Below are 22,773 nucleotides of genomic sequence, written 5' to 3'. Positions count from 1 at the left end.
TATGAAAGTGGTAAAGCCCGGTCTCTTGACGACGGTTCAGGACAAGGGGCGGACGGGATATCAGAAATACGGTGTGCTGGGAAGCGGCGCAATGGATACGATCTCACTGCGCATCGCCAATCTTCTTACCGGAAATCAAGAAAAAGAGGCGGGACTGGAAATTACGCTCATGGGGCCCGGGCCTTCCTTTGAATTTTCAGAACCTGCGGTTATTGCCGTCACGGGAGCTGATTTCGCCTTTCATATTAATGGGGAGCCCGCTCCTCTGTGGAAACCGGTTTTGATAAAGGAAAACAGCGTCGTCTCATTCGGGCCGTGCAAGATGGGGAGCCGCGCTTATCTCGCCGTCGCGGGGGGATTTGACGTGCCCGCCGTCATGGAAAGCAAAAGCACATATGTCAGAGCGGGGATCGGCGGCTTTTGCGGAAGAGCGCTGCAAAAAGATGATGAGCTGCCGCTCGGCCGTATGACGCCATGTTCGGAATCAATCGCGTACCGTCTGAGCGATTCTTTCGGACAGCATGGTTTCTCAGCGCCTGATTGGTCTGTCAGCAGCAGAGGATTTCTGCCGCTGAAAAAAAATCCGGTCATACGAGTGCTTGAAGGCGCTCAATTTCACGCTTTTACAGAAGAAGCAAAATTGCGTTTTTATCACGAGTCATATATGGTCACGCCTCAATCCGACCGAATGGGCTACCGGCTGAAGGGCGCTCCGCTTGAATTGCGGGAGCCGCTGGAGATGGTATCTGAGGCCGTGACGTTCGGAACGGTGCAGGTGCCGCCGGACGGCAATCCGATTATTCTGCTGGCTGACAGACAGACGACGGGGGGCTATCCGCGGATGGCGCATATCATATCCGCCGATCTTCCTCTCGTCGCCCAAACGATGCCGGGGGAACATATCACGTTCCGGGCCGTTTCGCTGGAGGAAGCGGAAATGCTGCTTTTAGAGAAGGAACAGCAGCTGAAGGAGCTGAAAGCAAGGCTCAAAATGGAATGGCTGATCTGACAAAGGGGCTAAAGACCATGGAAAACAAAAACAAAACCGTCATCAAATCAATGGAACTGCTTCACTTGTTTCTGACTGAACCGAGCCTGAGCTTAAATCAACTGGTTTCTCTATCGCAGATGCCGAAGACCTCGGTTCACCGGATGGCAAGCTCGCTGGAGGAAACGGGATTTCTCACCCGGGCAGCGGACGGCCGTTATCAGCTTGGTCTGATCTTTTTACAATTCGGCCAGCTCGTCTCTGAACGTCTGGACATCAGGAAAATAGCCAAACCGATTATGGAAGAGCTGTGCGGCGAAGTGGATGAGGCCGTTCAGCTGATCATGAGGGACGGAGATGAAGCCATTTACGTCGAAAAAATTGAAGGCACTCAAACCGTCCGCCTGTATACGGCAATCGGCCGCCGGTCGCCGCTGTACGCGGGAGCGTGCGCCAGAAGCATTCTATCGTTTCTGCCAAAAGAGGAGATTGACACATACATTCAGAAGACAAAGCTTGCCGCAATCGCCTCAGGCACGATGACGGATCGGGCTGAACTGCTTCACTCCATTGAAAGATCCTTACAATCAGGTTATACGATCAGCTATTCGGAATTAGAAGATTACACGGCGGCGATCGGGGCGCCGATTTTCAATCACGAAGGTAAGGTGGCTGCCGGAATCAGCATCGCCGGCTTCGAAGCCCGGTTTTCAGAGGACAGGCTGCCGTATTTAACCGAAAAGGTCAAAACCGCTGCACAGTATATTTCTGAGAAATTGGGTTATTGACCGAGCCAATTTTTCTTCACTCGCGTACATTACAATATCGATAGTAACGAGTGGAGGAAAGAAAATGGGACTTGTTTATACGGCGCTGGGGGATTCTTTGACGACGGGGAGGGGATCCGGGCCGTTTTCCGCCGGTTTTGTCCAGCGGTTCGGGCGCATGATGGCAGAAGATTTACAGACAAGAACCGACGTATCCATCTTTGCCAAATCAGGCCTTGAGACGGGAGAAATTCTCGGGCTTATGTCCTTGCCGTACATTCAGAGGCGGATTCAGGCTGCTGATATGATTACGATTACGGGCTGCGGCAACGATTTGATCGATTCGGTTCAGGCATATCAGCAAACATCGGACGCTTCGGTGTTCACCGGCGTGTCCGGTCACTGCCATGAGAACTTTGAAAAGATGATTGCCAAGATCGCCGCCTTAAAAGGGCCGCACCCGTCTCCTTATGAGATCCGCGTCTTCAATTTATACAATCCTTTCCCGGGAATCTCCATTGCAGAAAAATGGATATCCTCTTATAATGCGCACCTCAGCACACTCGCATCGGCGCCGTACGTCAAAATCGCCGACGTCCACAGCGCTTTCAAAGGAAAAATGAATGAATATCTCTCTCATGACCGCGTACACCCCAACAGCAAGGGATATGAAGTCATGGCATGCGTCCTGCGGGGGCTCGGATACGGAAGCCTCGCCGGCTCATAACCGCGCGCTCCTTTTCATCGGGAGCGCGCTTTTCGTGCTCCTTAAAACAAACTTAAAATTGTCCGACTTTCGTTCTATCCGCGCAAAAAATACGCTAGAATAATGGGGGATAAAGACAGAAATAGAATTGTGTTCAAAAAATGATAACAGAAAGGATGGATTGCTTTGCTGCGCGCCTTAAAACTGTCACTCGCGATGCTGATTATTATACTTGCGGCCGCCGCATTTACGTATGCGGAACATACCTCTGTCATACAGCCGGTTATGCTCGTGTTTCTCGGTGCGGTCATGTTCATTCAGGGGCTGGAGGAAAAACGGAAAGAAAACGAGGGCTCCGGGAAATTCAATATCTATACCGCCGTTTTTGTATGGTCGATCTCCTTAATCGGTTTTACGCTTCACGCGATCTGAGGCTGATAGATCCTGAAAATGCTCCACAACGGGAAATGGTGAATAAAAACGGTGCAGTAAGGCTTTCCATTCCTGATATTCCGGCGATCCGCGAAAGCCTTTTATATGATCTTCCAATGTCTCCCATTCCACAAGCAGCAAATATTTATGCGTCTTTTCCATACATTTGGACAAGGAATGGGACAGATAACCTTTCATGCCCGCGATAATCGGCTCCGCCCGGCGGAATGCCTCTTCGAATTCCCCCTCAAGACCTTCTTTTACATACAGCATGGCTGCTTCTTTGATCATCTGAAATTCCCCCTTTTTTTAATAGATACATTGTATAAGAATATGGCCCGTGACGGCAGGAAAAACAAAAAAATTTTAAACAATATGAGAAAAAAATCCTTGCCAGCCTGATTTGGTTTAGGAGAAAATAACAGTTGGAAGGCAGGGGAATAGACAGTGAAAAAAGGGTTATACCTATTACTTTTACTCGCAGGAATCATAGGTTTGATCGGCTGCTCGAAAACGGAATCGGCCGAAGACAGAATGAAAGATTTCGTAAAAGACTGGAACGGCGGTCACTACGATAAGATGTACCAAAGCCTCACCCAGGATGAAAAGAAAAAACGATCCAAAAAGGATTTTGTAAAGCGATATGAAACCGTTTATGAACAAGCAGGGGTCAAAAATCTGAAAGTCACTGCCGAAAAACAGGACGAAGACGACAAGAAAAAAGATGACCTCCAGCACATCGATTATAAAGTCAGCATGGATACAAAAGCAGGGAAGGTCGCTTTTGAAAACACGGCCGTCCTGAAAAAAGAAAAAACAGACGATGGAGAATCATGGAACATCGACTGGAATCCTTCTTTTATTTTCAAACAGCTTTCCGATGACAAAACCGTGCAGATCGCAAATGAAGAACCGAAGCGCGGACAAATTTACGACAAAGACGGAAAAGGTCTCGCCGTAAATACCGAGGTGCCGGAAATCGGCATTATCCCTGGAAAACTCGGCAAGGATAAAGACAGCGTGATCAAAAAACTGTCTGAAAAACTGGACCTTTCTGAAGACGATATCAAAAGCAAACTGAACCAGGGCTGGGTAAAAGACGACTCTTATGTCCCGATTCAAAAAATCAGACCGGATGATGAAAGCAAGGTCAAAAGCCTGCTCGCATTAGACGGCGTGACGAAAACGAAAGTCAGCTCCCGCTACTATCCGTACGGCGAAAAAGCGGCCCATCTGACCGGCTATATTAAAACCATCACAGCGGAGCAGCTGAAAAAAGCGAAAGACGGGCAATACAGCGATACTTCCAAAATCGGCATCGCCGGCCTTGAGAATGTATATGAAGACAAGCTGCGCGGCACGACCGGCTGGAAAATTTACGTCCCGCAAACAGGTGAGGTCATTGCTGAAAAGAAAGCCGAAAGCGGGCAGGATATTCATGTAACGATTGACATGAAAACGCAGACGAAGCTGTATGACTCTATGAAAGATGACAGCGGAGCGGCAGTCGCCCTCGAACCGCAAACGGGAGAGACACTCGCGCTCGTCAGCGCACCGTCTTATGACCCGAACGGCTTTCTTTTCGGCTGGAGTGGCAAAGAATGGAAAAAGCTGAATGAAGATAAAAACAATCCGTTTTCAGCGAAATTCAACAAACTTTATGCGCCGGGTTCAACGATTAAACCGATTGCCGCGGCAGTCGGCCTGACAAACGGAACATTGAAAGCGTCGGAAAAGAAAAAAATCACCGGAAAAGAGTGGCAGAAAGATTCAAGCTGGGGCGGTTACCATGTCACACGCGTATCAGAGCGCCTGAATGAAGTGGATCTCGAAAACGCGCTGATCACATCTGACAACATCTACTTTGCGCAAAATGCCATAGATGCCGGAGCGGACGCGTTTACAAAAGGATTAAAAACATTTGGGTTTGATGAAGAGATTCCGTACCAATTTCCGATTGAAAAGTCTTCAATCGCTAACGGCAAGCTTGATTCCGAGATCCTTCTCGGAGATACGGGCTACGGCCAGGGGCAGATGCTGATGTCTCCGCTGCACTTAGCGGCTGACTATACCGCATTTGTAACAGACGGAAATCTCGTCAAACCGACATTGATCAAAGACGGAGAAAAAACACCGCAAATCTGGCATAAGCAAGTGGTATCGAAAGCCAATGCCGAAGAAATCACAAAAGGGCTGAGAGGCGTCGTTGAAGATCCGCGCGGCTCTGCATATCAGCCGGCCGTAAGCGGCATTACCGTAGCCGGAAAAACCGGTACAGCCGAGCTGAAAACGTCTAAAGAAGATAAAGACGGCAAAGAAAACGGCTGGTTTGTCGGTTACGATTATAAAAAGAAAGACCTCTTGATCGCGATGATGATTCAAGACGTCAAAAAACGCGGCGGAAGCCATTACGTCGTTGAAAAAGCGAAAAAGCAGTTTCAGAATCATTAAATGACGATTTTCGCGGGCTGAAAGGAAAATCGGCCGCCGAAGCAGAATGAAACAGCATGGGCAATTCCTGAAAACAGAGATACAAGAGGCTCTAAGAAAAAGGGGGATTTCACATGCAGCGCATTCAATTGGCTGAAGACCTGGAATTTTCAAGAGTGATACACGGGCTTTGGCGTCTGAACGAATGGAATGTTTCAGACGGAGAGCTGCTGAATTTGATTGAATGGTGTATCAGCCAAGGCATCACCACCTTCGACCATGCCGATATATACGGCGGTTATACGTGTGAAAAGCTGTTCGGCGGCGCTTTGTCCCTTTCGCCTTCAATAAGGGAGCGAATCGAAATCGTCACAAAATGCGGGATTGTCATTGAATCACCGGAACGGCCCGGAAACAAGTCGCATCATTATAATACGTCGAAGTCTCACATTTTAGCGTCGGCGGAGCAGTCGCTCTTGAATCTGAATACGGATTATCTGGATGTGCTGCTCATTCACAGACCGGACCCGCTTATGGAACCGGAGGCGGTGGCTGAAGCGTTTCATGCGCTGAAAAGCTCGGGAAAGGTCAGATATTTCGGAGTATCGAACTTTAAAGCGCACCAGTACAGAATGCTCGAATCCTATTTGGATGATCCGCTCATCACAAATCAAATTGAAATCTCGGCGTACGAGCTGGAAAATATTCATGACGGCACGCTGGATTTCTGTCAGGAAAAACGCATTCCGCCGATGGCGTGGTCACCGCTTGCGGGCGGGAGCGTCTTTACCGGACAATCAGATAAGGACGTCCGTATCCGTGCCGCGCTTCGTTCCGTACAGGAAGAAATCGGTGCCGCTTCCATTGACGAAGTCATGTACGCATGGCTGTTCACCCACCCGGCAGACATCATGCCGATTGTCGGCAGCGGAAAAGAGAACCGCATTTCCGCCGCGGTGCGTGCATCCGCGTACAAACTCAGCCATGATCAGTGGTTCCGGATTTATACCGGTGTCCAAGGCTGCGATATTCCATAAACAGAACAAACGCCCGGAAGCTATCTTCCGGGCGTTTGTTTATGTGGTGTGCAATGTCTAAAAACAAGTAAGGTCACTTTGAAGTATAGCCGTGCGGATCAAGAGTAACAAGCGTCATGGCATATTATCTGACACATTTTTCTTTTTCAATACTGTCACACGGCCCAGTGCCAAATTGCCATTTGAAAATGGTTGAATAATCATTGAAAGCGTTTTATATTATAACTTACACCACTTTCCCCGGCAGCACTCCCCATATGCCATACTTCTCACAACTAGAAAATCTGGAGGCGCGTTTCATGTATATGACAGCGAGAGAACAAAAATTAATGAAACATCTATTACTGCAGAACCGGTACGAGACAGTGCATGAACTGGCGGAAGCTTTACAAGTCAGCACAAGAACCGTTCACCGCGAGTTAAAAACAATCAAACCGATAATGGAATCATTCGGTCTGGCACTTGATAAGCAGCCCGGCAAAGGACTGAAAGCGGTAGGAAACCCGGAGGACAAACAAAAACTCCTGTCAGACCTGTCCTATGAACAGCATGAATACAGCGCTGAGGAGCGGAAACTTTTAATTCTATGTTCACTATTAGAGTCTCAAGAGCCGATCAAGCTCTACAGTCTGGCGAACGAACTGCAAGTGACAAACGCGACGATCAGCTATGACCTGGATGAGCTGGAGACTTGGATTGCGCCCTTCGGCTTGACGCTGATCCGAAAAAGAGGCTTCGGCATTCAGCTGACGGGGCCGGAAAATGCGAAACGGAAAATCGTCGGCAATCTCATCGTCAACCGCCTTGATATTCAAAGCTTTTTGGAAGCGGTTGAATTGAATATTAAAGGAAAACCCGACGCTGCTGATAAAATGTTCGGCGTCGTAAATAAAGCGGAACTTTTGAAAATGGACCGGCTCTTAATTCAGCTCAAGGAAAAAATCGCGATCGCCTTATCTGACAGCTCATACATGGCGCTTGCGGTTCATTTAACCTTTGCGATGGACCGGATCAGGCTCGGAGAAACCATCACGATGGAGGCTTCGGAACTAAAAGCGCTGCAGCAGACGAAGGAGTACGGCTCTGCGCTGGAAATGGCAAAAGAGCTTGAAAAAGCGTTCGGCGTTTCAATTCCGGAAGCTGAGATCGGATATATCACCATTCATTTGCGGAGCGCCAATCGCAAATACAAAACGGAATTCAAACCGGAAGACATAGAGGTTGAAACGGCCTTGCAAACGAAGCAGCTGATCGGCTTCATTTCTGAAAAAATTAAAATTGATCTGACGGAAAACGGTTCTTTATACGACGGTTTAATCGCCCATCTGGAGCCTGCGATCAACCGGGTAAAAGAAAATATCGACATGTACAACCCGATGACCGAGCAAATTAAACGCGACTACTTTCTGCTGTACATGGCCGTAGAAGAAGGAATGGAAAAATTCTTTCCGGGGCTTCTTTTCTCTGATAATGAGATCGCTTTCATCGTTCTTCACTTCGGCTCTGCTTTGGAAATCAAACGGGAAGAAGCGAAGATCAAAGCGCTGATCGTCTGTTCAAGCGGCATCGGGTCGTCCAAAATGCTCGCATCCAGGCTGAAAAAAGAGCTTTCGGAAATCCGTTCCTTTGATATGTCTTCCCTCATCGAACTGAAGGATCGAGACATCACCGCGTATGACATGATCGTATCCACCGTTCCGATCCCGTATGAAAACATTGATTACGTCATGGTCAGTCCACTTTTAAACGAAGAAGACGCTGATCAGGTCAAGCAGTACATCAAAAGAAAAATTCCGCTGATTCTTGACAAAAAAAGAAATGGTGAAAGAGAGGAGAAGCAGCCGGAGACGCCTGATATGCTGGAAGCGGCCGGCCGTATGGCGCATTACGCGGCGGTTATCCAAAGCGTGCTGCGGAACTTTTCGATCAAATCCATTGATTCAAACACGGCGTATGAGCTGTTTTTGAACCGTATGTTTGACATGCTGGAGCAAGAAGGATTGGTTCATAATGCCCAAAAAACCGCACAGCGCCTTGCTGAGCGTGAACGACAGGGCGGACTCGGCATTCCGGGAACGGCGATGGCCCTGTACCATCTCAAAAATGAAGAAATTGTCACGCCTTTTTTCAAAATTTATGATTTGACAGCTCCATGCAGTGTCAAAGGCATGGACGGAAATTCCCTGACCGTCGACCGCGCTTTGGTGATGATGGCGCCGGCTGATATGCCCGCTGAAGGATCGGAAATACTAAGTGCGGTCAGCTCGGCCATCATCGAGTCCGAAGACAGTATAAAAGCCTTCCAGACTGAGGATGAGGCCGATTTATACAAACGTTTAAACAAGCTGTTTTATCATTTCATTCAGGAGAAAGGACAGCGGTAAACAGGAAGCGCACACCTCATGTGGGGTGTGTTTTTTTGTGCATGTATGAGGGTAAGGGGAAGGGAAGAAACTAAAAACACGGGACTATTGTATCATTCACTGATGGAATAGTTCTAAAACAAAATAGTTTTACAAGTTATATTTTTTGGTTTAAAATGGGTTGCGTGAGAAAGAAAATCTGACAGAGTTTTTTTGTGATTTATCATTATGGGAGATGAAAATATGGAGACATTACAGCATCTGATTCTGCATGACATTTCAAATAGCGAAGAGATCGAAGCTGTAAAAAGCGGTGCGTATACCCTGACCTACGCGGAATATCGAAAACGAATCAACCAGCTTGCACAAGCGCTTCTTGATAAAGGAATAAAAAAAGGCGACAGAGTGGCGATGCTTTGCAAAAACGGCCACGCGGCATCCATTGTCATGTTTGCGGCACTCGAAATCGGCGCGGTGGTTGTGCCGGTCAGCTGGCAATTAACACCTTACGAAATGAAAGGCATTTTAGCAGCCTGTGAACCGAAAGCTGTTTTTTACGGCACTGAATTTAAAGAGATCATGGAAGAAGTGCTTCCTGCGCTGGTATCTTCTCTTAAACTGAAGGTCGAGACCGGAACAGCTGCGGAGACAACGCCTCAGTTTGACGCTTTATTGACAGGCTCCGGTGATACACCGGATGTCGAAACGGTGTCTGAAAACGATACGGCATTGCTGATGTTTACCTCAGGTACAACCGGCAATCCGAAACGCTGCATGATCACTCACGGCGGTATATACAACTACGTCAACGCGACATTGGCATACACGGGGAGAATGCAGCATGTCCGCTTCTTAGCATGCCATCCGAATTACCATACGAGCGCGATTATCTGCCAGATGGTCGGCACGATGAGCGGAACGACATTCATTATGACAGACAATCAGGACCCTGTGGAAAACCTGAAGCTCATCGAAAAAGAAAAAATTCAAACCATCATGGCGCTTCCAGTCTATTTCACATACCTGCTGAAAGCATGGGAAACGCATCAGACTGACATGTCTTCTATCGTTTATATGATGACGGGAGGCACAAAGGTGCCAAGCAGCCTGATCCAGCAGTATCTCGATATCGGCATTCCGCTCATGCACGGATACGGAAGCACGGAAGCGTGGGGTATCAGCTCTTGGAATCCGCAAATGGGAATGGATAAAGCCGCTTCCGCGGGTAAACCGATGGAAGAAGTGGATGTCCGCGTTGTAGATCCGGAAACAGGTGAATTCCTTCCGCAAGGTTCAATCGGAGAAGTCGTTGTGACAAGTCCGTTTTTATTCAAAGGCTACGAAGGTAACGAAGAAGCGACACGAAAAGTGCTGAAAGACGGCTGGTTCCATACCGGCGATTCCGGATATGTGGATGAAGACGGATTTATCTTTATCACCGGACGTTACAAAGATGTCATCATCTACGGCGGCGACAATATTTATCCCGACCAGATTGAAGAGGTCATTCAGCAAGTGCCGGGCATTCTCGAAACGGCGGTTGTCGGTATCCCTGATCCGCTTTACGGTGAAAAGCCGAAAGCGTTCATCGTGACAAACGGCAGAGAAGGCCTGACAGAAGAAGAAGTGACCCGATTCCTTCAAGAACGTCTTGCCGCCTTTAAAATTCCGGAAATTGAGTTCGTCAGCGAACTTCCGAAAAACAACCTTGGAAAAGTGAGAAAAGACGTGCTCCGCAAACAAGCGGTCCGTTCATAATTGAAAACAAAAACCCGGCTGCCAGCCGGGTTTTTTTCTTGCGTTCCATGTGAAACATTTTTCTCCGAAAACATTCTGAACTGTCTCAATCATGTTTATCCGGAAGACTGACGAGGTAGACAAGAAATATGAGATCGAACAAGAAGGAGGAACTTAACATGGAAAACTATCCGAAGGAATTCCCGGCGGAATCACAAAACCGCCAGCCGGGCATTGAAAGCGAAATGAATCCGACGCCTGTTTATGAATACAAAGAATATAAAGGCGCTGATAAATTAAAAGGGAAAACCGCACTTATCACAGGGGGCGACAGCGGTATCGGACGCGCCGTAGCGGTTGCTTACGCGAAGGAAGGCGCAAATGTCGCGATCGTCTATTTTGATGAACACGGTGATGCGGAAGATACAAAAAAACGAGTGGAAGAAGAAGGCGTAAAATGTCTGTTAATCCCCGGCGATGTCGGTGAGGAAGACTTTTGCAATGAAGCGGTTGAAAAAACGGTTGAAGAATTCGGGCGTCTTGATATTCTCGTGAATAACGCCGCGGAACAGCATCCGAAAGAAAGCATTAAAGACATCACAAGCGAGCAGCTTCACAGAACCTTTAAGACAAACTTTTACTCACAATTTTATTTGACTAAAAAAGCGATTGATTACATGAAGCCGGGCAGCGCGATCATCAATACGACATCCATTAATCCTTACACAGGCAATCCGCAGCTGATTGACTACACGGCTACGAAAGGCGCGATTAACGGTTTTACGAGATCCATGGCGCAAGCGCTCGTCAACGACGGTATCCGTGTCAACGCCGTGGCACCGGGGCCGATCTGGACACCGCTCATTCCGGCGACATTCTCAGAAGAAACAGTCGCTTCCTTCGGTCAGACTACGCCGATGGGCCGGGCAGGCCAGCCTGTTGAACATGTCGGCTGCTATGTGCTCTTGGCCTCAGACGAATCATCTTATATGACTGGACAGACGCTGCATGTCAACGGCGGCAAATTTGTAACCACATAAGGGGGCTGAAGCATGACGATATCGAAACATGATGTGAATGCATACTATCAAAAAGCGGGAATCGTTCTGACTGATAATGAAGTCGAAGACATTCAAATCATGGATTACGGCTTAGGCAAGCTTGAGGAAACCGGGCTTCAGCTGTTTATTTACGTGAATACCGACCGCTACTGTTCGAAAGAATTGGTGCTCTTCCCGCGCCAGACGTGTCCGGAACACCGCCATCCGCCGGTCGGCGGCGAGAAGGGAAAACAAGAGACATTCCGCTGCCGCTGGGGGAAGGTGTATCTCTACGTGGAAGGCGAAAAGACAGAGAACCCAAGCGTCCTCCCGCCGGAAGATGACAAGGAATACTACACCGTCTGGCATGAGATTGTGCTTGAGCCGGGCGGACAATACACCATTCCGCCGGATACAAAGCATTGGTTTCAAGCGGGAGAAGAAGGGGCGGTCGTCACGGAAATGTCATCGACAAGCACGGATGATCACGACATTTTCACCGACCCGCGCATTTAAGGATGAGGCTGCACGCCTCATCTTTTTTCGTATGGAAAAAAATGAATTTACCTGTATAATGGCTAATAAAGGAAAGAAGGTGTGATCGTGTTTTCCTGTCAAATCCGGGAACATCTGACGATCAGATTGCTTGCCAAAGAAGATACGGACGAATTGTATTCTGTTATGAAGCGAAATCAAAACCATCTCAGCGAATGGCTCAGCTGGGCGGAAGAACTGGCTGATATCGATACGTACCGCGATGTGATCATCCCCGAATGGCGCTATAAATACGCGGAAGAGAATGGGTTTGACGCCGGAATTTTTGTGAAGGGCCGGTTTTGCGGCATGATCAGCATCCATAATGTCGATCCAGTCAATCAAAAAGCAGAGATCGGCTACTGGCTGGATCGAGAGCATGAAGGATTCGGCATTATCACCGCAAGCTGCCGGGCGGTCATCACCCATGCATTTCAGGATCTCGGGCTGAACCGCATTATGATCAGCGCGGCTGAAAAAAACACGAAAAGCAGGGCGGTGGCGGAGCGGCTCGGGTTTCAGAAAGAAGGACTGACGAGAGAAGGCATTTTCGTACAGGGCGCCTATCATGACACGGTGAACTACAGCATGCTGAAGCGGGAATGGAGCGAAGATCGGCAGAAGAGCACATTTCTTGGTTTAAATGTCTCCCCAATGTGGAAAAGTAACAGCGGAGACGTTAAAAAGGAGTGATTCTTCATGAATCAAAATGAAATCAAAGAAAAAGTGCTTGAAGTACTGGATCATCATAAAGTCGGTTCGCTTGCGACGGTAGAGCAAGGCAAACCGCATTCACGCTACATGACATTTTTCCATGACGGCTTAACGATTTACACGCCGACGAGCAAAGACACTCATAAAGCGGAAGAAATTGAAAACAATCCGAATGTTCATATTCTGTTAGGGTATGACTGTGAAGGGTTCGGTGACGCTTATGTGGAAGTGGCAGGAACCGCCAAACTGAACAACTCAGCAGATTTAAAAGAAAAGCTGTGGGATCCGAAACTGGAACGCTGGTTTGACGGAAAAGACGATCCGAACCTGGTGATTCTTGAAATTGAACCGAAGCAGATCAAGCTCATGAACGCGGGTGAAAAAACGCCGGCCGAGCTGGAACTTTAATAAATCATTTGATTATTCAGGGGCAATCTGTTATACTTAATTGCTAAGTGACAACATGCAAATAAAAAAGAAAGTAAACTTCTTTTTTCTGTTTTGATATAGAAGCTTCAGGCTTCAACGGACAGCTTGAAAAAAAGCTGAGCTTATTCTTTTCCTTCTGATATTCGCCCCTAACGAAGAGATGGAAAAAAGACTTTTTGTTTTACAATTCACACCGGCGCGGCTTCGGAGCCGCAGTGACGATTGAGAGGTAGGGCTTTCGTTGTCTTGTGTTCAAGAACTTCCATGGTGTTTACTTTCGAAGAATGATTCTGTCGGAACTGTTTATACGAATCACCCGCGGGCTAAGGCGGGCAACCATATATTATTTATTTGCGTAAGAAAAGAATAAGACAAAAACCGCGCCGGACATCCGGGCGGTTTTTTTATGTAACCGGCCGAAACCTCGCCGCAGTCTGCAGAGTCTAATCAGTAGAAAAGATTTGGAGGAATCATACATTGCACGTTATTACTTCACAAGTACTGTTTATCTTCTGTTTTCTGCTGCTGATACATTCGATTGAAACGCTTGCCTATGCAACACGGCTTTCCGGCGCAAGAGTCGGATTTATCGCGTCCGCGCTGTCATTATTTAATGTCATGGTCATCGTGTCGCGCATGTCAAACATGGTTCAGCAGCCGTTTACCGGACATCTGATTGATGCCGCCGGATCAAATGCTCTGTCTCTTGTGGGCGCCCAGTTTCGATTTTTAATATTCGGCTCCACGGTCGGAACGATGCTCGGTATCTGTCTTTTGCCGACATTCGTCGCGTTATTCACCAGGGCGATTATACACTTGGCGGACGGAGGAGGCTCCGTCATGCAGGTATTTAAAAAAGGATTTTCACTGAACGGGCTAAAGCATGCGCGTTCTTATATCAGACTGCCGTCAGTCTCCTATTTAAAGGGGCTTCAATTCCGAATGATCCCGAAACGCTTGTTTGTCATTAATATGGTCATTACGTCTATTTACACGATCGGTGTTCTGTCCGCTCTGTACGCCGGCCTTCTGGCGCCTGAGCACAGCACGACCGCCGTGATGGCATCAGGCTTAATCAACGGAGTTGCGACTATGCTGCTGGCTGTGTTTGTTGACCCGAAAGTCTCCGTACTGGCAGACGATGTGGCGAAGGGCAAGCGCAGCTACGTCTCCTTAAAATGGACATCATTGACGATGGTCACATCAAGGGTCGCTGGTACGCTTCTCGCCCAGCTCGTATTCATCCCCGGCGCTTATTATATCGCCTGGGTGACGAAATGGATGTAACGCATGAAAAAAGCTCCTCTGCAGAAGAGGAGCTTTTTTATTGATAATTTCTCAGGCCGCGATCATAAATAAAATTACCGAACGGAATAAAGGCCGCGATAAAACCGGCGGCTGACCATTTCACATGCCATTTGACAGTAAACGCCGCATACGCCAGCACCGCCAGATAAATGATAAACAAACCGCCGTGAATGGAACCGGCAATGGTGACGGCGAGCGGATGATGAGCCCAATACTTCAGCGGCATCGCGATAAACAGCAGCACCAAAAGCGACATTCCTTCAATAAACCCCATCGTGCGAAGTCTGCCGATAGGCGTGTGTAACATACAGCTCCCTCCTGTCGGACATCTTTTTTCCTCTATACTATAAGCAAAGGGCTGTCCTAATATGACCATTTCGCGTCTGTTCCTGAAAAAACCTTCATGATTTCAGCCTGTTGTTCTTGTCATTTTTCGGATTTCTCTTGATAATATAGCCAAAAGGGTAAGGAAGGACTACAGTCATGAAACTAGATAATGTGGATCTGAGCATCATCAAAGAGCTCCAAAGGGACAGCCGCCTGTCCATGCGGGAACTGGGCAGAAAAATCAAATTGTCAGCTCCGTCCGTCACAGAGCGTGTCAGACAGCTTGAATCCTTCGGCGTCATTAAGCGCTATACATTGGACATTGATCAAAAAAAGATCGGGCTTCCTGTTTCCTGCATTGTCGAAGCGACAGTGAAAAACGGAAAATACGATCAATTTAAAACCTACATTCAATCCATTCCCAACATTGAATTTTGTTTTCGGGTCGCCGGGGCGGCGTGTTATATGCTGAAGATGAACGCGGACAGTCTGGAAACGATCGAACACTTCATCAACCGCACCTCTCCGTATGCCCAAACCGTGACCCACGTCATTTTCTCAGAAATTGACACAAAAAGCGTCCTCAATTAGAGAGAGCGTGAGGAAGTCTGTTATAATAACAGGATGAGTGTGAAAGAAAGAGAAGTGAAAAGCATGTCAAAAACAGTTGTATTAGCTGAAAAACCTTCAGTCGGCCGGGACTTGGCCCGCGTTCTGAAGTGTCATAAAAAAGGAAACGGATATCTTGAAGGCGACCGCTACATCGTCACATGGGCGCTCGGGCATCTGGTAACGCTCGCTGACCCTGAAGGATACGGCAAAGAATTTCAATCATGGCGGCTTGAGGATCTGCCGATTATTCCGGAGCCTTTAAAGCTCGTCGTCATTAAAAAAACAGGAAAACAGTTCAATGCGGTCAAAGCTCAGCTTGCCCGGAAAGACGTCAGCCAGATCGTAATCGCTACAGACGCAGGACGGGAAGGGGAACTTGTGGCCCGCTGGATTATCGAAAAGGCAAACGTCCGCAAACCGATTAAGCGGCTGTGGATTTCCTCTGTGACGGATAAGGCGATTAAAGAAGGATTCCAGAAGCTCCGCAGCGGCAAAGAGTACGAAAACCTGTATCATTCCGCGGTTGCCAGAGCGGAAGCGGATTGGATCGTCGGCATCAACGCGACCCGCGCCCTGACGACGAAATTTAACGCACAGCTGTCATGCGGACGCGTCCAGACTCCGACACTGGCGATGATCGCCAAGCGTGAAGCGGACATTCAGGCGTTCAAACCCGTTCCTTATTACGGTCTCCGCGCGGCGGCTGATCAGATGACGCTGACATGGCAGGATAAAAAAACAAAGCAGACAAGAACATTCGATCAGACGGTGACCGGCCGTTTGGCAACAGATCTCCAAGGAAAGCCGGCGGTCATTTCAGAATTGAAAAAAACGGCGAAGAAAAGCTTCGCTCCCGGTCTTTACGACTTGACGGAATTGCAGCGGGACGCTCATAAGCGCTTCGGTTTCTCCGCAAAAGAGACGCTGTCCGTGCTTCAAAAGCTGTATGAACAGCATAAGCTTGTCACTTACCCGCGGACGGATTCCAGATTCCTTTCCGCAGACCTCGTGCCGACTTTAAAAGACCGTTTAAACGGCATGGAAGTTAAGCCGTACGCACAGTACGTCAATCAAATACTGAAGCGGGGCGTCAAAGCGCATAAAGGATTTGTCAATGATGCGAAAGTATCGGATCACCATGCCATCATTCCGACAGAGGAGCCGCTGATCCTTTCAAGCCTCAGCGACAAAGAACGAAAGCTTTACGACCTGATTGCCAAACGTTTTCTCGCCGTGTTAATGCCGGCGTTCGAATACGAAGAAACAAAGGTCACAGCCGATATCGGCGGCGAAACATTTACCGCAAAAGGGAAAACGGTTCAATCGCCTGGCTGGAAAGCCGTGTATGATATGTACGAGGATGACGACGATCATGAGGAAGACAAAGACCAGACGCTCCCGGATCTTCAGCAGGGTCAGCGCCTCACTGTCTCATCACTGAAAGAAACGAGCGGACAGACGAAACCGCCGGCGCGCTTTAATGAAGGCACGCTGTTATCTGCGATGGAGAACCCAAGCGCCTTTATGCAGGGAGAAGAGAAGAACCTTGTGAAAACATTGGGTGAAACCGGCGGACTCGGAACAGTCGCCACCCGCGCTGATATCATTGAAAAACTGTTCAACAGTTTCTTGATCGAGAAAAAAGAAAAAGATATTTTTATTACGTCAAAAGGGAAGCAGCTCTTACAGCTCGTCCCGGAAGATTTAAAATCACCGGCCTTAACCGCTGAGTGGGAGCAAAAGCTCTCCGCCATCGCAGCGGGCAAACTGAAATCCGCCGTGTTCATTAAAGACATGAAAACATATGCGGGCAAAACGGTGAAGGAAATCAAAAACAGCAGCCAAACCTTCAGACATGACAACATTTCAGGCACCGCCTGCCCTGATTGCGGCAAAATGATGCTTAAAGTCAACGGCAAACGCGGCACGATGCTCGTATGTCAGGATCGTGAGTGCGGCAGCCGGAAAACGCTGGCAAGAAAAACAAACGCCCGCTGTCCGAACTGTCATAAGAAAATGGAGCTTCGCGGCCAGGGGGAAGGCCAAACCTTCGCATGTGTATGCGGCCACCGGGAGAAACTGTCCGTCTTTGAAAAGCGCAAGGCGAAAGATAAATCCGGACGCGCATCCAAGCGGGACATCAACTCTTATATGAAAAGCCAAAACAAAGAGGAGCCGATGAACAACGCGCTGGCAGAACAGCTGAAAAAACTCGGCCTGGATAAATAGATCAGAGAAAGGCAGCATTTGTAAAGAAATGCTGCCTTTTGTTGTGTTTTTAATTGTAATGGGAATACGATCCAGACGAAGAGGGAAAGGGTGAGCAGGCGGCGCTCCCATTTAAAATTTCCCAATGTGAAAAAATGCTAGTATTCTTTTGTCGTTTCCTATATAGTAAAAATACTTTGTGAAAAAATAAGATATGGGTCTAAAAAAGGATTTATAAAATAGGAGGATGGACTGTGAAGCAATTCGTTTTTCGTCTGATGATCCTTTTGATTTCGATCGTTCTGACGGCGGGGTGCGCGGAGGTCGGCACTGAAAAACAGACGGCGGCCGAATCGTCCGGACCGCTTCAGCCCGCAGAGTATTTTATTTATCATAAATTGATGAACGGGCGGGGGATGATCCGGACAAACATTTCCGGTGAGCCGGAATATTTATCAGAGTCTCTCGGACTATGGATGGCATTTTTGCTGAACAGGAAAGATGAACGGCAGTTTCAAGCGCAATATCAGCTTCTCACCGATTGGTTTCTGACGAAAAACGGGCTCGTGTCGTGGAAGATTGACGGGAATAAAGCGAGCGGCGCCAATGCCTTAATTGACGATTTCAGAATTATGAACTGTCTGAATGAGGCCGGAACCCTGTGGGGAAACAGTGAATACGGGAAAACAGCGGTGCAGATCGGGAAGGCGCTGGAAAAATACAATACGAATGACGGGTATTTTACGGATTATTATGATGCCGTTTCAAATGCCGCATCAAAGACCGTGACGTTGTCCTATGTCGACCCCGGCGCCTTACAGATGCTCAGAGAACAGGGGATTATCGATGAGAAAACGGAAAACCGGAACCTTGATGTTCTCAATCTTGCGCCCCTGAAAAATGGTTTTCTGCCGAAGTCGTTCAATACCGAAACAAAGGAATACAAATATGACAGCGAAGTGAATGTCATCGACCAGCTGTATGCCGCCGTGAATCTGAAGCGGGGCGATGGCAAAGCCGCTGTGCTGTCGAAATGGATGATAAAGGAATTTAAGTCGCGCGGACAGCTGTACGGACGATACAGCGCAGACACGAAGGAGCCGGCGGTTCAATACGAATCACCGTCCGTTTACGCCCTGGCCGTTCTTTTTTTAGCAGAACAAAAAGCTGATCCGGCTGTCATCAAGCCGCTTTATGAAAGAATGACTTCATTTGAAACACTGGACACGCTGAAACCTGATTACGGCGGCTATATGAGCGGGGGCGATACACATTCTTTCGATAACCTGCTGCCTCTTCTGGCTGAAAGGAAATTGTTTAATGAAAATATCATTCAATGAATCACAAAAACTGTGCAGCTACACAGCAGTTATGCTGGTGCTGCTGTCTTTTTTTATTTACTATGCGTCTCAGCAATCCGCAGGGCTTCTGATAACCTGCATCACATTGCTTGTTGCGGGAGCCGGCATATGGTTCGGGGCAATCTACGCGCTCGTCATCACCTTACTCGTCTTATTTGTTCTCGGCAGCCTGATCCTGTGGTTTCAGACCGGGAGCTTTATGGCGTCTGCCGGTGCCGAAAGTCTGCAGGTGCTGGTCATTTGGGGGATTGCGCTGCTGCTCTTTTCTTACATAGCGGGAAGGATTCACGAGTTGGCGAAGGGGCTTGAGCGCTCAGTGAAACAGCTGCGTGAAGAGATTACGAGCTTTGTCGCCGTCGACAGGGTGACAGGCTTTGACAACCATCTGCGGATGAAGTTGGAGCTTTCTGAGGAAATCAAGCGGGCGGAACGCTACGGCAATTCCTTCGTCTTTTTGCTGCTGCACATGCATTATTTCAAGGAATTCAAATCCCTGTACGGAGAAAAAGAGACCGAGCGGCTGCTGGCGTTTATCAGCCGCCAAATCCGGTCAAGCGTTCGGGAAACAGACAAAAAATTCAGGCCGTCCGCCGAACGGTTCGGCATCGTGCTGACCCATACGCCTGAAGAAAACATGCCGGCCGTTCTGGCGAAGCTGAAAAAGGAATTGGATACGTACCGGCTGCAAAACGGTAAATACGTCTCCATCACCTTCCGTGTATGTTACTTGGCGTACCGAAAAGATTTACAAACGGCCGAGCAATTTTTAAACGAACTGGAAAACGAGATGATGATGAATGAACTCTAAATGGATACGTCTCTTACTCTCGGCGCTCTTCATGATTACGGCGGTTTATGTTCCCCGTCCGGCTGAAGCAAAAGACAAAAAGGACGGCATTCTCATTATTTATACAAGCACGGACGGCAAAGAAACCGCTGAGGTCAAAATGCTTGATCTGACCGCGGGCCATTTCTCATCCGCCGTGACCGTGAAAAGCGACGGAGACATCACAGCCGCGGACCTCAAAAAGAATCGGCGCGTCATCTATTACGGCGTCACGAAAAAAAAGCTCAGCACATCATTTATATCTCTGATCAGCAGCATGCCGCAGCAGCTTATCAGCATCGGCTATAACGCCGGACAGTTCCGCCAATTTGCGGGGTTGTCCCTGACAGAAAAAGAAACGGTATACCGCATTTACAGCAAGAAAGAAAAAACAGACATGCCGCTTGAAAAAGGGGTGTCCGTGCTCGGCGTATCGGGAGTAAAAGGAAAGTCCCTTTATACATACCGGTCCGGTGACGGCAGCACCCGCCCTTTTATGTGGAAAACGGCGCGCTCTGACTATTATTTCGGTGTGACGAGCCTGTTAAATGATTCGTTTCTGACGGCGAAAGCGCTGCGCAACGCATTCGGAGAATCAGAGGGCGGCACCCTTCTTTATTTGCGGCTTGAAGACATCAGTCCGATGTCAGATGAAACATTGCTTTACGAAGCGGGCGCTTACCTGCATAAAAGACACATTCCGTTTATTCTGGCGGTCATTCCGGTCTATCTCAATCCGGAAAACGGAGAAAAAGTATACCTGGCGGACAAGCCGAAAATGGTCAGCGTCCTGAAAAAACTTCAGCAAATGGGCGGCAGCATCATTATTCACGGCTACACGCACGCATACCGATACAGCGAAACGGGAGAAGGCTTTGAATTTTGGGATGCCAAAGCGGATCAGCCGATTACGTCAGAAAATGCGGATGATACTCCGGTCAAGCTTGAAAAGGAACAGGATTTTCCGAATGAAAAAGCGTACCGGGCGTATGTGAAGCCTTTTCGTGAAAAAGAAAACATCTACACGAGAACGAAGCTGGAGCAGGCGATTGACGATCTGACAGAGCTCGGGCTTTACCCGCTGTCATTCGAAGCGCCGCACTATACGATGTCTGAAGAAGGCTACAAAATCGCATCTTCTTATTTCTCAAGCATTTTCGGACAAGTGCAGCTCAGCGGCACGACGTGGAAAACCTCGGGCGCCCCTCCGTTCGTCTCAAAGCCGGCTATGCTGGACGGGATGACGCTGTACCCTGAAACAATCGGTTATGCCGATAACTCAAAGGAAAATCCGCTCGGAGATATGGAGAATCATATCTCGCAGATGATTGATTTCGGCGGCGGAACGGCGGGCGGTTTCTACCATCCGTATCTCGGCATGAAATACCTTCCCGAGCTCGTCAATCAGATGGAGCGGATTCCCGGCGGCGAGTGGCTCGATCTGAAGAAAACGAAGCAAACGGTAACGTCGGACAGCGTCAGGATCAAAACGGACGGAGACGGAACCATTCATGTGGAAAACAAGATTCATCCGGTAACGGCCTTTTTCAATCATCATCAGCAGACGCCTCTGGAAAAAGCGCTTTGGATTCTCTCCGGCGTGGTGTTATTGTTCATCATCATGTTCGCCTGTTACGTCCTTTATTTGCGCGCCACATTAAAAAAACGAATCTTTAAGGAGAGAAGAAGCCTTGAGTAACATTCTGTTTTTTATCTCATTAAGTTTAATATGGGTGATGCTTCTCTATCACATGTTTCTGATGCAGGGCGGATTCAGGCATTATATGACCTTCGAACGGAACATTCCGAAATGGCGCGCAAAGATGGGGGAGCTCCCGAAGGTCAGCGTGCTCATTCCCGCGCACAACGAGGAGGTCGTCATCAGGCAGACGCTGAAGGCGATGGTGAATCTGTATTATCCGAAAGACAGGCTTGAGATCATTGTCGTTAATGATAATTCCTCCGACCGGACGGGAGATATCGTCAATGAATTTTCCCGTCAGTATGACTTCATTAAAATGGTTATCACAAAGCCCCCTAACGCCGGAAAAGGAAAATCTTCGGCGCTGAACTCAGGGTTCGCGGAATCGAACGGAGACGTGATCTGCGTGTATGATGCGGACAATACGCCGGAAAAAATGGCGGTGTACTACCTGGTTCTCGGTCTGATGAATGATGAGAAAGCGGGAGCGGTTGTCGGGAAATTCCGTGTTATCAATGCGGCCAAAACGATCCTGACGAAGTTTATCAATATTGAAACCATCTGTTTTCAGTGGATGGCGCAGGGCGGCAGATGGAAATGGTTCAAAATCGCCACCATCCCGGGAACGAACTTCGCGATCAGGCGGAGCATTATCGAACAGCTCGGCGGCTGGGATGATAAGGCGCTGGCGGAGGATACCGAGCTGACCATCCGCGTGTATAATCTCGGCTATCATATCCGCTTTTTCCCGGCGGCTGTGACATGGGAGCAGGAGCCTGAGACATGGAAGGTCTGGTGGCGTCAGCGGACAAGATGGGCGCGCGGCAACCAATACGTCGTTCTCAAGTTTTTATCCCAATTTTTCAAGCTGAAACGCAAGCGGATCATCTTCGATCTGTTTTATTTCTTTTTTACGTATTTTTTGTTTTTCTTCGGTGTGATCATGTCAAACACGATTTTTATCATCAATCTTTTTTACGACCTGCATCTGGCAGTCGGGTTTTTGGCGATGATTTTGTGGATACTGGCCTTTTTCCTGTTTATGACTGAGGTCATGATTACTTTGAGCATTGAAAAAACAGAAATGAACAAACAAAACTTCTTTATCGTATTTCTGATGTACTTTACATACTCCCAGGCTTGGATCGTGCTCGTCATCTGGTCATTATTCACAGAGATCAAGCACCGCTTGTTCAAGCAGGAAGTCAAGTGGTACAAAACGGAGCGATACAATCAAAATAAAAGCGGGTGA

General features: G+C 48.2%; 21 protein-coding genes. 19 read left to right on the top strand and 2 right to left on the bottom strand.

Annotated features, from left to right (window positions below; genetic code table 11):
- Position 1 precedes the first annotated feature (1 nt).
- From SB24_RS07655 to SB24_RS07640, 4 genes are all read left to right on the top strand, one after another.
- Complete coding sequence (locus tag SB24_RS07655) at positions 2-1,009, top strand: 5-oxoprolinase subunit C family protein (RefSeq protein ID WP_095284651.1); 1,008 nt, start codon at positions 2-4, stop codon at positions 1,007-1,009.
- 17 nt (positions 1,010-1,026) lie between these two features.
- Positions 1,027-1,776, top strand: coding sequence for an IclR family transcriptional regulator (locus tag SB24_RS07650; protein WP_031378670.1), 750 nt, complete (start codon positions 1,027-1,029; stop codon positions 1,774-1,776).
- 64 nt (positions 1,777-1,840) lie between these two features.
- Positions 1,841-2,482, top strand: a complete 642-nt coding sequence (locus SB24_RS07645) for a spore germination lipase LipC (RefSeq protein ID WP_015416832.1) — start codon at positions 1,841-1,843, stop codon at positions 2,480-2,482.
- 195 nt (positions 2,483-2,677) lie between these two features.
- Positions 2,678-2,893, top strand: a complete 216-nt coding sequence (locus SB24_RS07640) for a YczI family protein (RefSeq protein WP_370529532.1) — start codon at positions 2,678-2,680, stop codon at positions 2,891-2,893.
- Here the strand turns inward: SB24_RS07640 and SB24_RS07635 are convergent.
- On the bottom strand, positions 2,864-3,184 hold the full coding sequence (locus tag SB24_RS07635) for an antibiotic biosynthesis monooxygenase family protein (RefSeq protein ID WP_015416834.1): 321 nt from the start codon (positions 3,182-3,184) through the stop codon (positions 2,864-2,866). The two genes, SB24_RS07640 and SB24_RS07635, sit on opposite strands and share 30 nt — an antisense overlap.
- Positions 3,185-3,340: 156 nt before the next feature.
- Here SB24_RS07635 and SB24_RS07630 point away from each other — a divergent pair, with 156 nt between their 5' ends.
- From SB24_RS07630 to SB24_RS07590, 9 genes are all read left to right on the top strand, one after another.
- Positions 3,341-5,344 carry a penicillin-binding transpeptidase domain-containing protein gene (locus SB24_RS07630; protein ID WP_015416835.1) on the top strand — a complete coding sequence of 668 codons (2,004 nt, stop codon included), beginning with the start codon at positions 3,341-3,343 and terminating at the stop codon, positions 5,342-5,344.
- A gap of 113 nt (positions 5,345-5,457) precedes the next feature.
- Positions 5,458-6,360 (top strand): aldo/keto reductase, encoded by a 903-nt coding sequence (locus SB24_RS07625; RefSeq protein WP_007410303.1) that lies wholly within the window; start codon positions 5,458-5,460, stop codon positions 6,358-6,360.
- Positions 6,361-6,659: 299 nt separating this feature from the next.
- Positions 6,660-8,744: a BglG family transcription antiterminator gene (locus SB24_RS07620; RefSeq protein ID WP_015416837.1), complete on the top strand. Its 2,085-nt coding sequence runs from the start codon at positions 6,660-6,662 to the stop codon at positions 8,742-8,744.
- A 222-nt stretch (positions 8,745-8,966) separates the two neighbouring features.
- Positions 8,967-10,481, top strand: coding sequence for a class I adenylate-forming enzyme family protein (locus SB24_RS07615; protein ID WP_039252750.1), 1,515 nt, complete (start codon positions 8,967-8,969; stop codon positions 10,479-10,481).
- Positions 10,482-10,639: 158 nt separating this feature from the next.
- Positions 10,640-11,500, top strand: a complete 861-nt coding sequence (locus tag SB24_RS07610; protein ID WP_020955337.1) for an SDR family oxidoreductase — start codon at positions 10,640-10,642, stop codon at positions 11,498-11,500.
- A 12-nt stretch (positions 11,501-11,512) separates the two neighbouring features.
- Complete coding sequence (locus SB24_RS07605; protein WP_025284250.1) at positions 11,513-12,016, top strand: D-lyxose/D-mannose family sugar isomerase; 504 nt, start codon at positions 11,513-11,515, stop codon at positions 12,014-12,016.
- A gap of 87 nt (positions 12,017-12,103) precedes the next feature.
- Entirely contained in the window at positions 12,104-12,727 is a 624-nt protein-coding gene (locus SB24_RS07600; protein WP_039252743.1) for a GNAT family N-acetyltransferase, read from the top strand.
- Positions 12,728-12,733: 6 nt separating this feature from the next.
- Positions 12,734-13,156: a pyridoxamine 5'-phosphate oxidase family protein gene (locus tag SB24_RS07595; RefSeq protein ID WP_003156270.1), complete on the top strand. Its 423-nt coding sequence runs from the start codon at positions 12,734-12,736 to the stop codon at positions 13,154-13,156.
- Between the two features lie 498 nt (positions 13,157-13,654).
- A complete protein-coding gene (locus tag SB24_RS07590) occupies positions 13,655-14,464 on the top strand; it encodes a lipid II flippase Amj (RefSeq protein ID WP_039252740.1) in 810 nt (269 codons plus the stop codon).
- 37 nt (positions 14,465-14,501) lie between these two features.
- On the opposite strand, the gene SB24_RS07585 is transcribed toward SB24_RS07590, so the two are convergent.
- Entirely contained in the window at positions 14,502-14,792 is a 291-nt protein-coding gene (locus tag SB24_RS07585) for a DUF3817 domain-containing protein (protein WP_003156265.1), read from the bottom strand.
- 176 nt (positions 14,793-14,968) lie between these two features.
- Between SB24_RS07585 and SB24_RS07580 the strand changes: the two genes are divergently transcribed.
- The 6 genes from SB24_RS07580 to SB24_RS07555 all read left to right on the top strand — a co-directional run bounded on the left by SB24_RS07580 (position 14,969) and on the right by SB24_RS07555 (position 22,773).
- Positions 14,969-15,403, top strand: a complete 435-nt coding sequence (locus SB24_RS07580; protein WP_039252737.1) for a transcriptional regulator LrpC — start codon at positions 14,969-14,971, stop codon at positions 15,401-15,403.
- A 63-nt stretch (positions 15,404-15,466) separates the two neighbouring features.
- The gene (locus SB24_RS07575) at positions 15,467-17,653 is read left to right on the top strand and encodes a DNA topoisomerase III (protein WP_039254980.1); all 2,187 of its coding nucleotides are present in this window, start codon (positions 15,467-15,469) and stop codon (positions 17,651-17,653) included.
- A gap of 233 nt (positions 17,654-17,886) precedes the next feature.
- On the top strand, positions 17,887-18,972 hold the full coding sequence (locus SB24_RS07570) for a hypothetical protein (RefSeq protein WP_039252733.1): 1,086 nt from the start codon (positions 17,887-17,889) through the stop codon (positions 18,970-18,972).
- Positions 18,953-19,801 carry a diguanylate cyclase domain-containing protein gene (locus SB24_RS07565; protein WP_031378661.1) on the top strand — a complete coding sequence of 283 codons (849 nt, stop codon included), beginning with the start codon at positions 18,953-18,955 and terminating at the stop codon, positions 19,799-19,801. Before SB24_RS07570 ends, SB24_RS07565 begins: the two co-directional genes overlap by 20 nt.
- Complete coding sequence (locus SB24_RS07560) at positions 19,791-21,518, top strand: DUF2334 domain-containing protein (protein ID WP_039252730.1); 1,728 nt, start codon at positions 19,791-19,793, stop codon at positions 21,516-21,518. Before SB24_RS07565 ends, SB24_RS07560 begins: the two co-directional genes overlap by 11 nt.
- Positions 21,511-22,773 carry a glycosyltransferase family 2 protein gene (locus tag SB24_RS07555; RefSeq protein WP_017419244.1) on the top strand — a complete coding sequence of 421 codons (1,263 nt, stop codon included), beginning with the start codon at positions 21,511-21,513 and terminating at the stop codon, positions 22,771-22,773. Before SB24_RS07560 ends, SB24_RS07555 begins: the two co-directional genes overlap by 8 nt.

Source organism: Bacillus sp. Pc3, from assembly GCF_000815145.1.
In the GTDB taxonomy this organism is placed as follows: Bacteria; Bacillota; Bacilli; order Bacillales; family Bacillaceae; genus Bacillus; species Bacillus velezensis.
The sequence above is the reverse complement of the archived record's forward strand: the minus strand, read 5'-3'. Positions and strand labels throughout refer to the sequence as shown.

Bases quoted from the DNA above. Each gene is read 5' to 3' on its own strand.
- SB24_RS07635 (WP_015416834.1), bottom strand. From the start codon at position 3,184: ATGATCAAAGAAGCAGCCATGCTGTATGTAAAAGAAGGTCTTGAGGGG.
- SB24_RS07640 (WP_370529532.1), top strand. From the start codon at position 2,678: ATGCTGATTATTATACTTGCGGCCGCCGCATTTACGTATGCGGAACAT.
- SB24_RS07615 (WP_039252750.1), top strand. From the start codon at position 8,967: ATGGAGACATTACAGCATCTGATTCTGCATGACATTTCAAATAGCGAA.
- SB24_RS07585 (WP_003156265.1), bottom strand. From the start codon at position 14,792: ATGTTACACACGCCTATCGGCAGACTTCGCACGATGGGGTTTATTGAA.
- SB24_RS07625 (WP_007410303.1), top strand. From the start codon at position 5,458: ATGCAGCGCATTCAATTGGCTGAAGACCTGGAATTTTCAAGAGTGATA.
- SB24_RS07645 (WP_015416832.1), top strand. From the start codon at position 1,841: ATGGGACTTGTTTATACGGCGCTGGGGGATTCTTTGACGACGGGGAGG.
- SB24_RS07655 (WP_095284651.1), top strand. From the start codon at position 2: ATGAAAGTGGTAAAGCCCGGTCTCTTGACGACGGTTCAGGACAAGGGG.
- SB24_RS07595 (WP_003156270.1), top strand. From the start codon at position 12,734: ATGAATCAAAATGAAATCAAAGAAAAAGTGCTTGAAGTACTGGATCAT.
- SB24_RS07565 (WP_031378661.1), top strand. From the start codon at position 18,953: ATGAAAATATCATTCAATGAATCACAAAAACTGTGCAGCTACACAGCA.
- SB24_RS07610 (WP_020955337.1), top strand. From the start codon at position 10,640: ATGGAAAACTATCCGAAGGAATTCCCGGCGGAATCACAAAACCGCCAG.
- SB24_RS07605 (WP_025284250.1), top strand. From the start codon at position 11,513: ATGACGATATCGAAACATGATGTGAATGCATACTATCAAAAAGCGGGA.
- SB24_RS07575 (WP_039254980.1), top strand. From the start codon at position 15,467: ATGTCAAAAACAGTTGTATTAGCTGAAAAACCTTCAGTCGGCCGGGAC.
- SB24_RS07560 (WP_039252730.1), top strand. From the start codon at position 19,791: ATGAACTCTAAATGGATACGTCTCTTACTCTCGGCGCTCTTCATGATT.
- SB24_RS07650 (WP_031378670.1), top strand. From the start codon at position 1,027: ATGGAAAACAAAAACAAAACCGTCATCAAATCAATGGAACTGCTTCAC.
- SB24_RS07620 (WP_015416837.1), top strand. From the start codon at position 6,660: ATGTATATGACAGCGAGAGAACAAAAATTAATGAAACATCTATTACTG.
- SB24_RS07580 (WP_039252737.1), top strand. From the start codon at position 14,969: ATGAAACTAGATAATGTGGATCTGAGCATCATCAAAGAGCTCCAAAGG.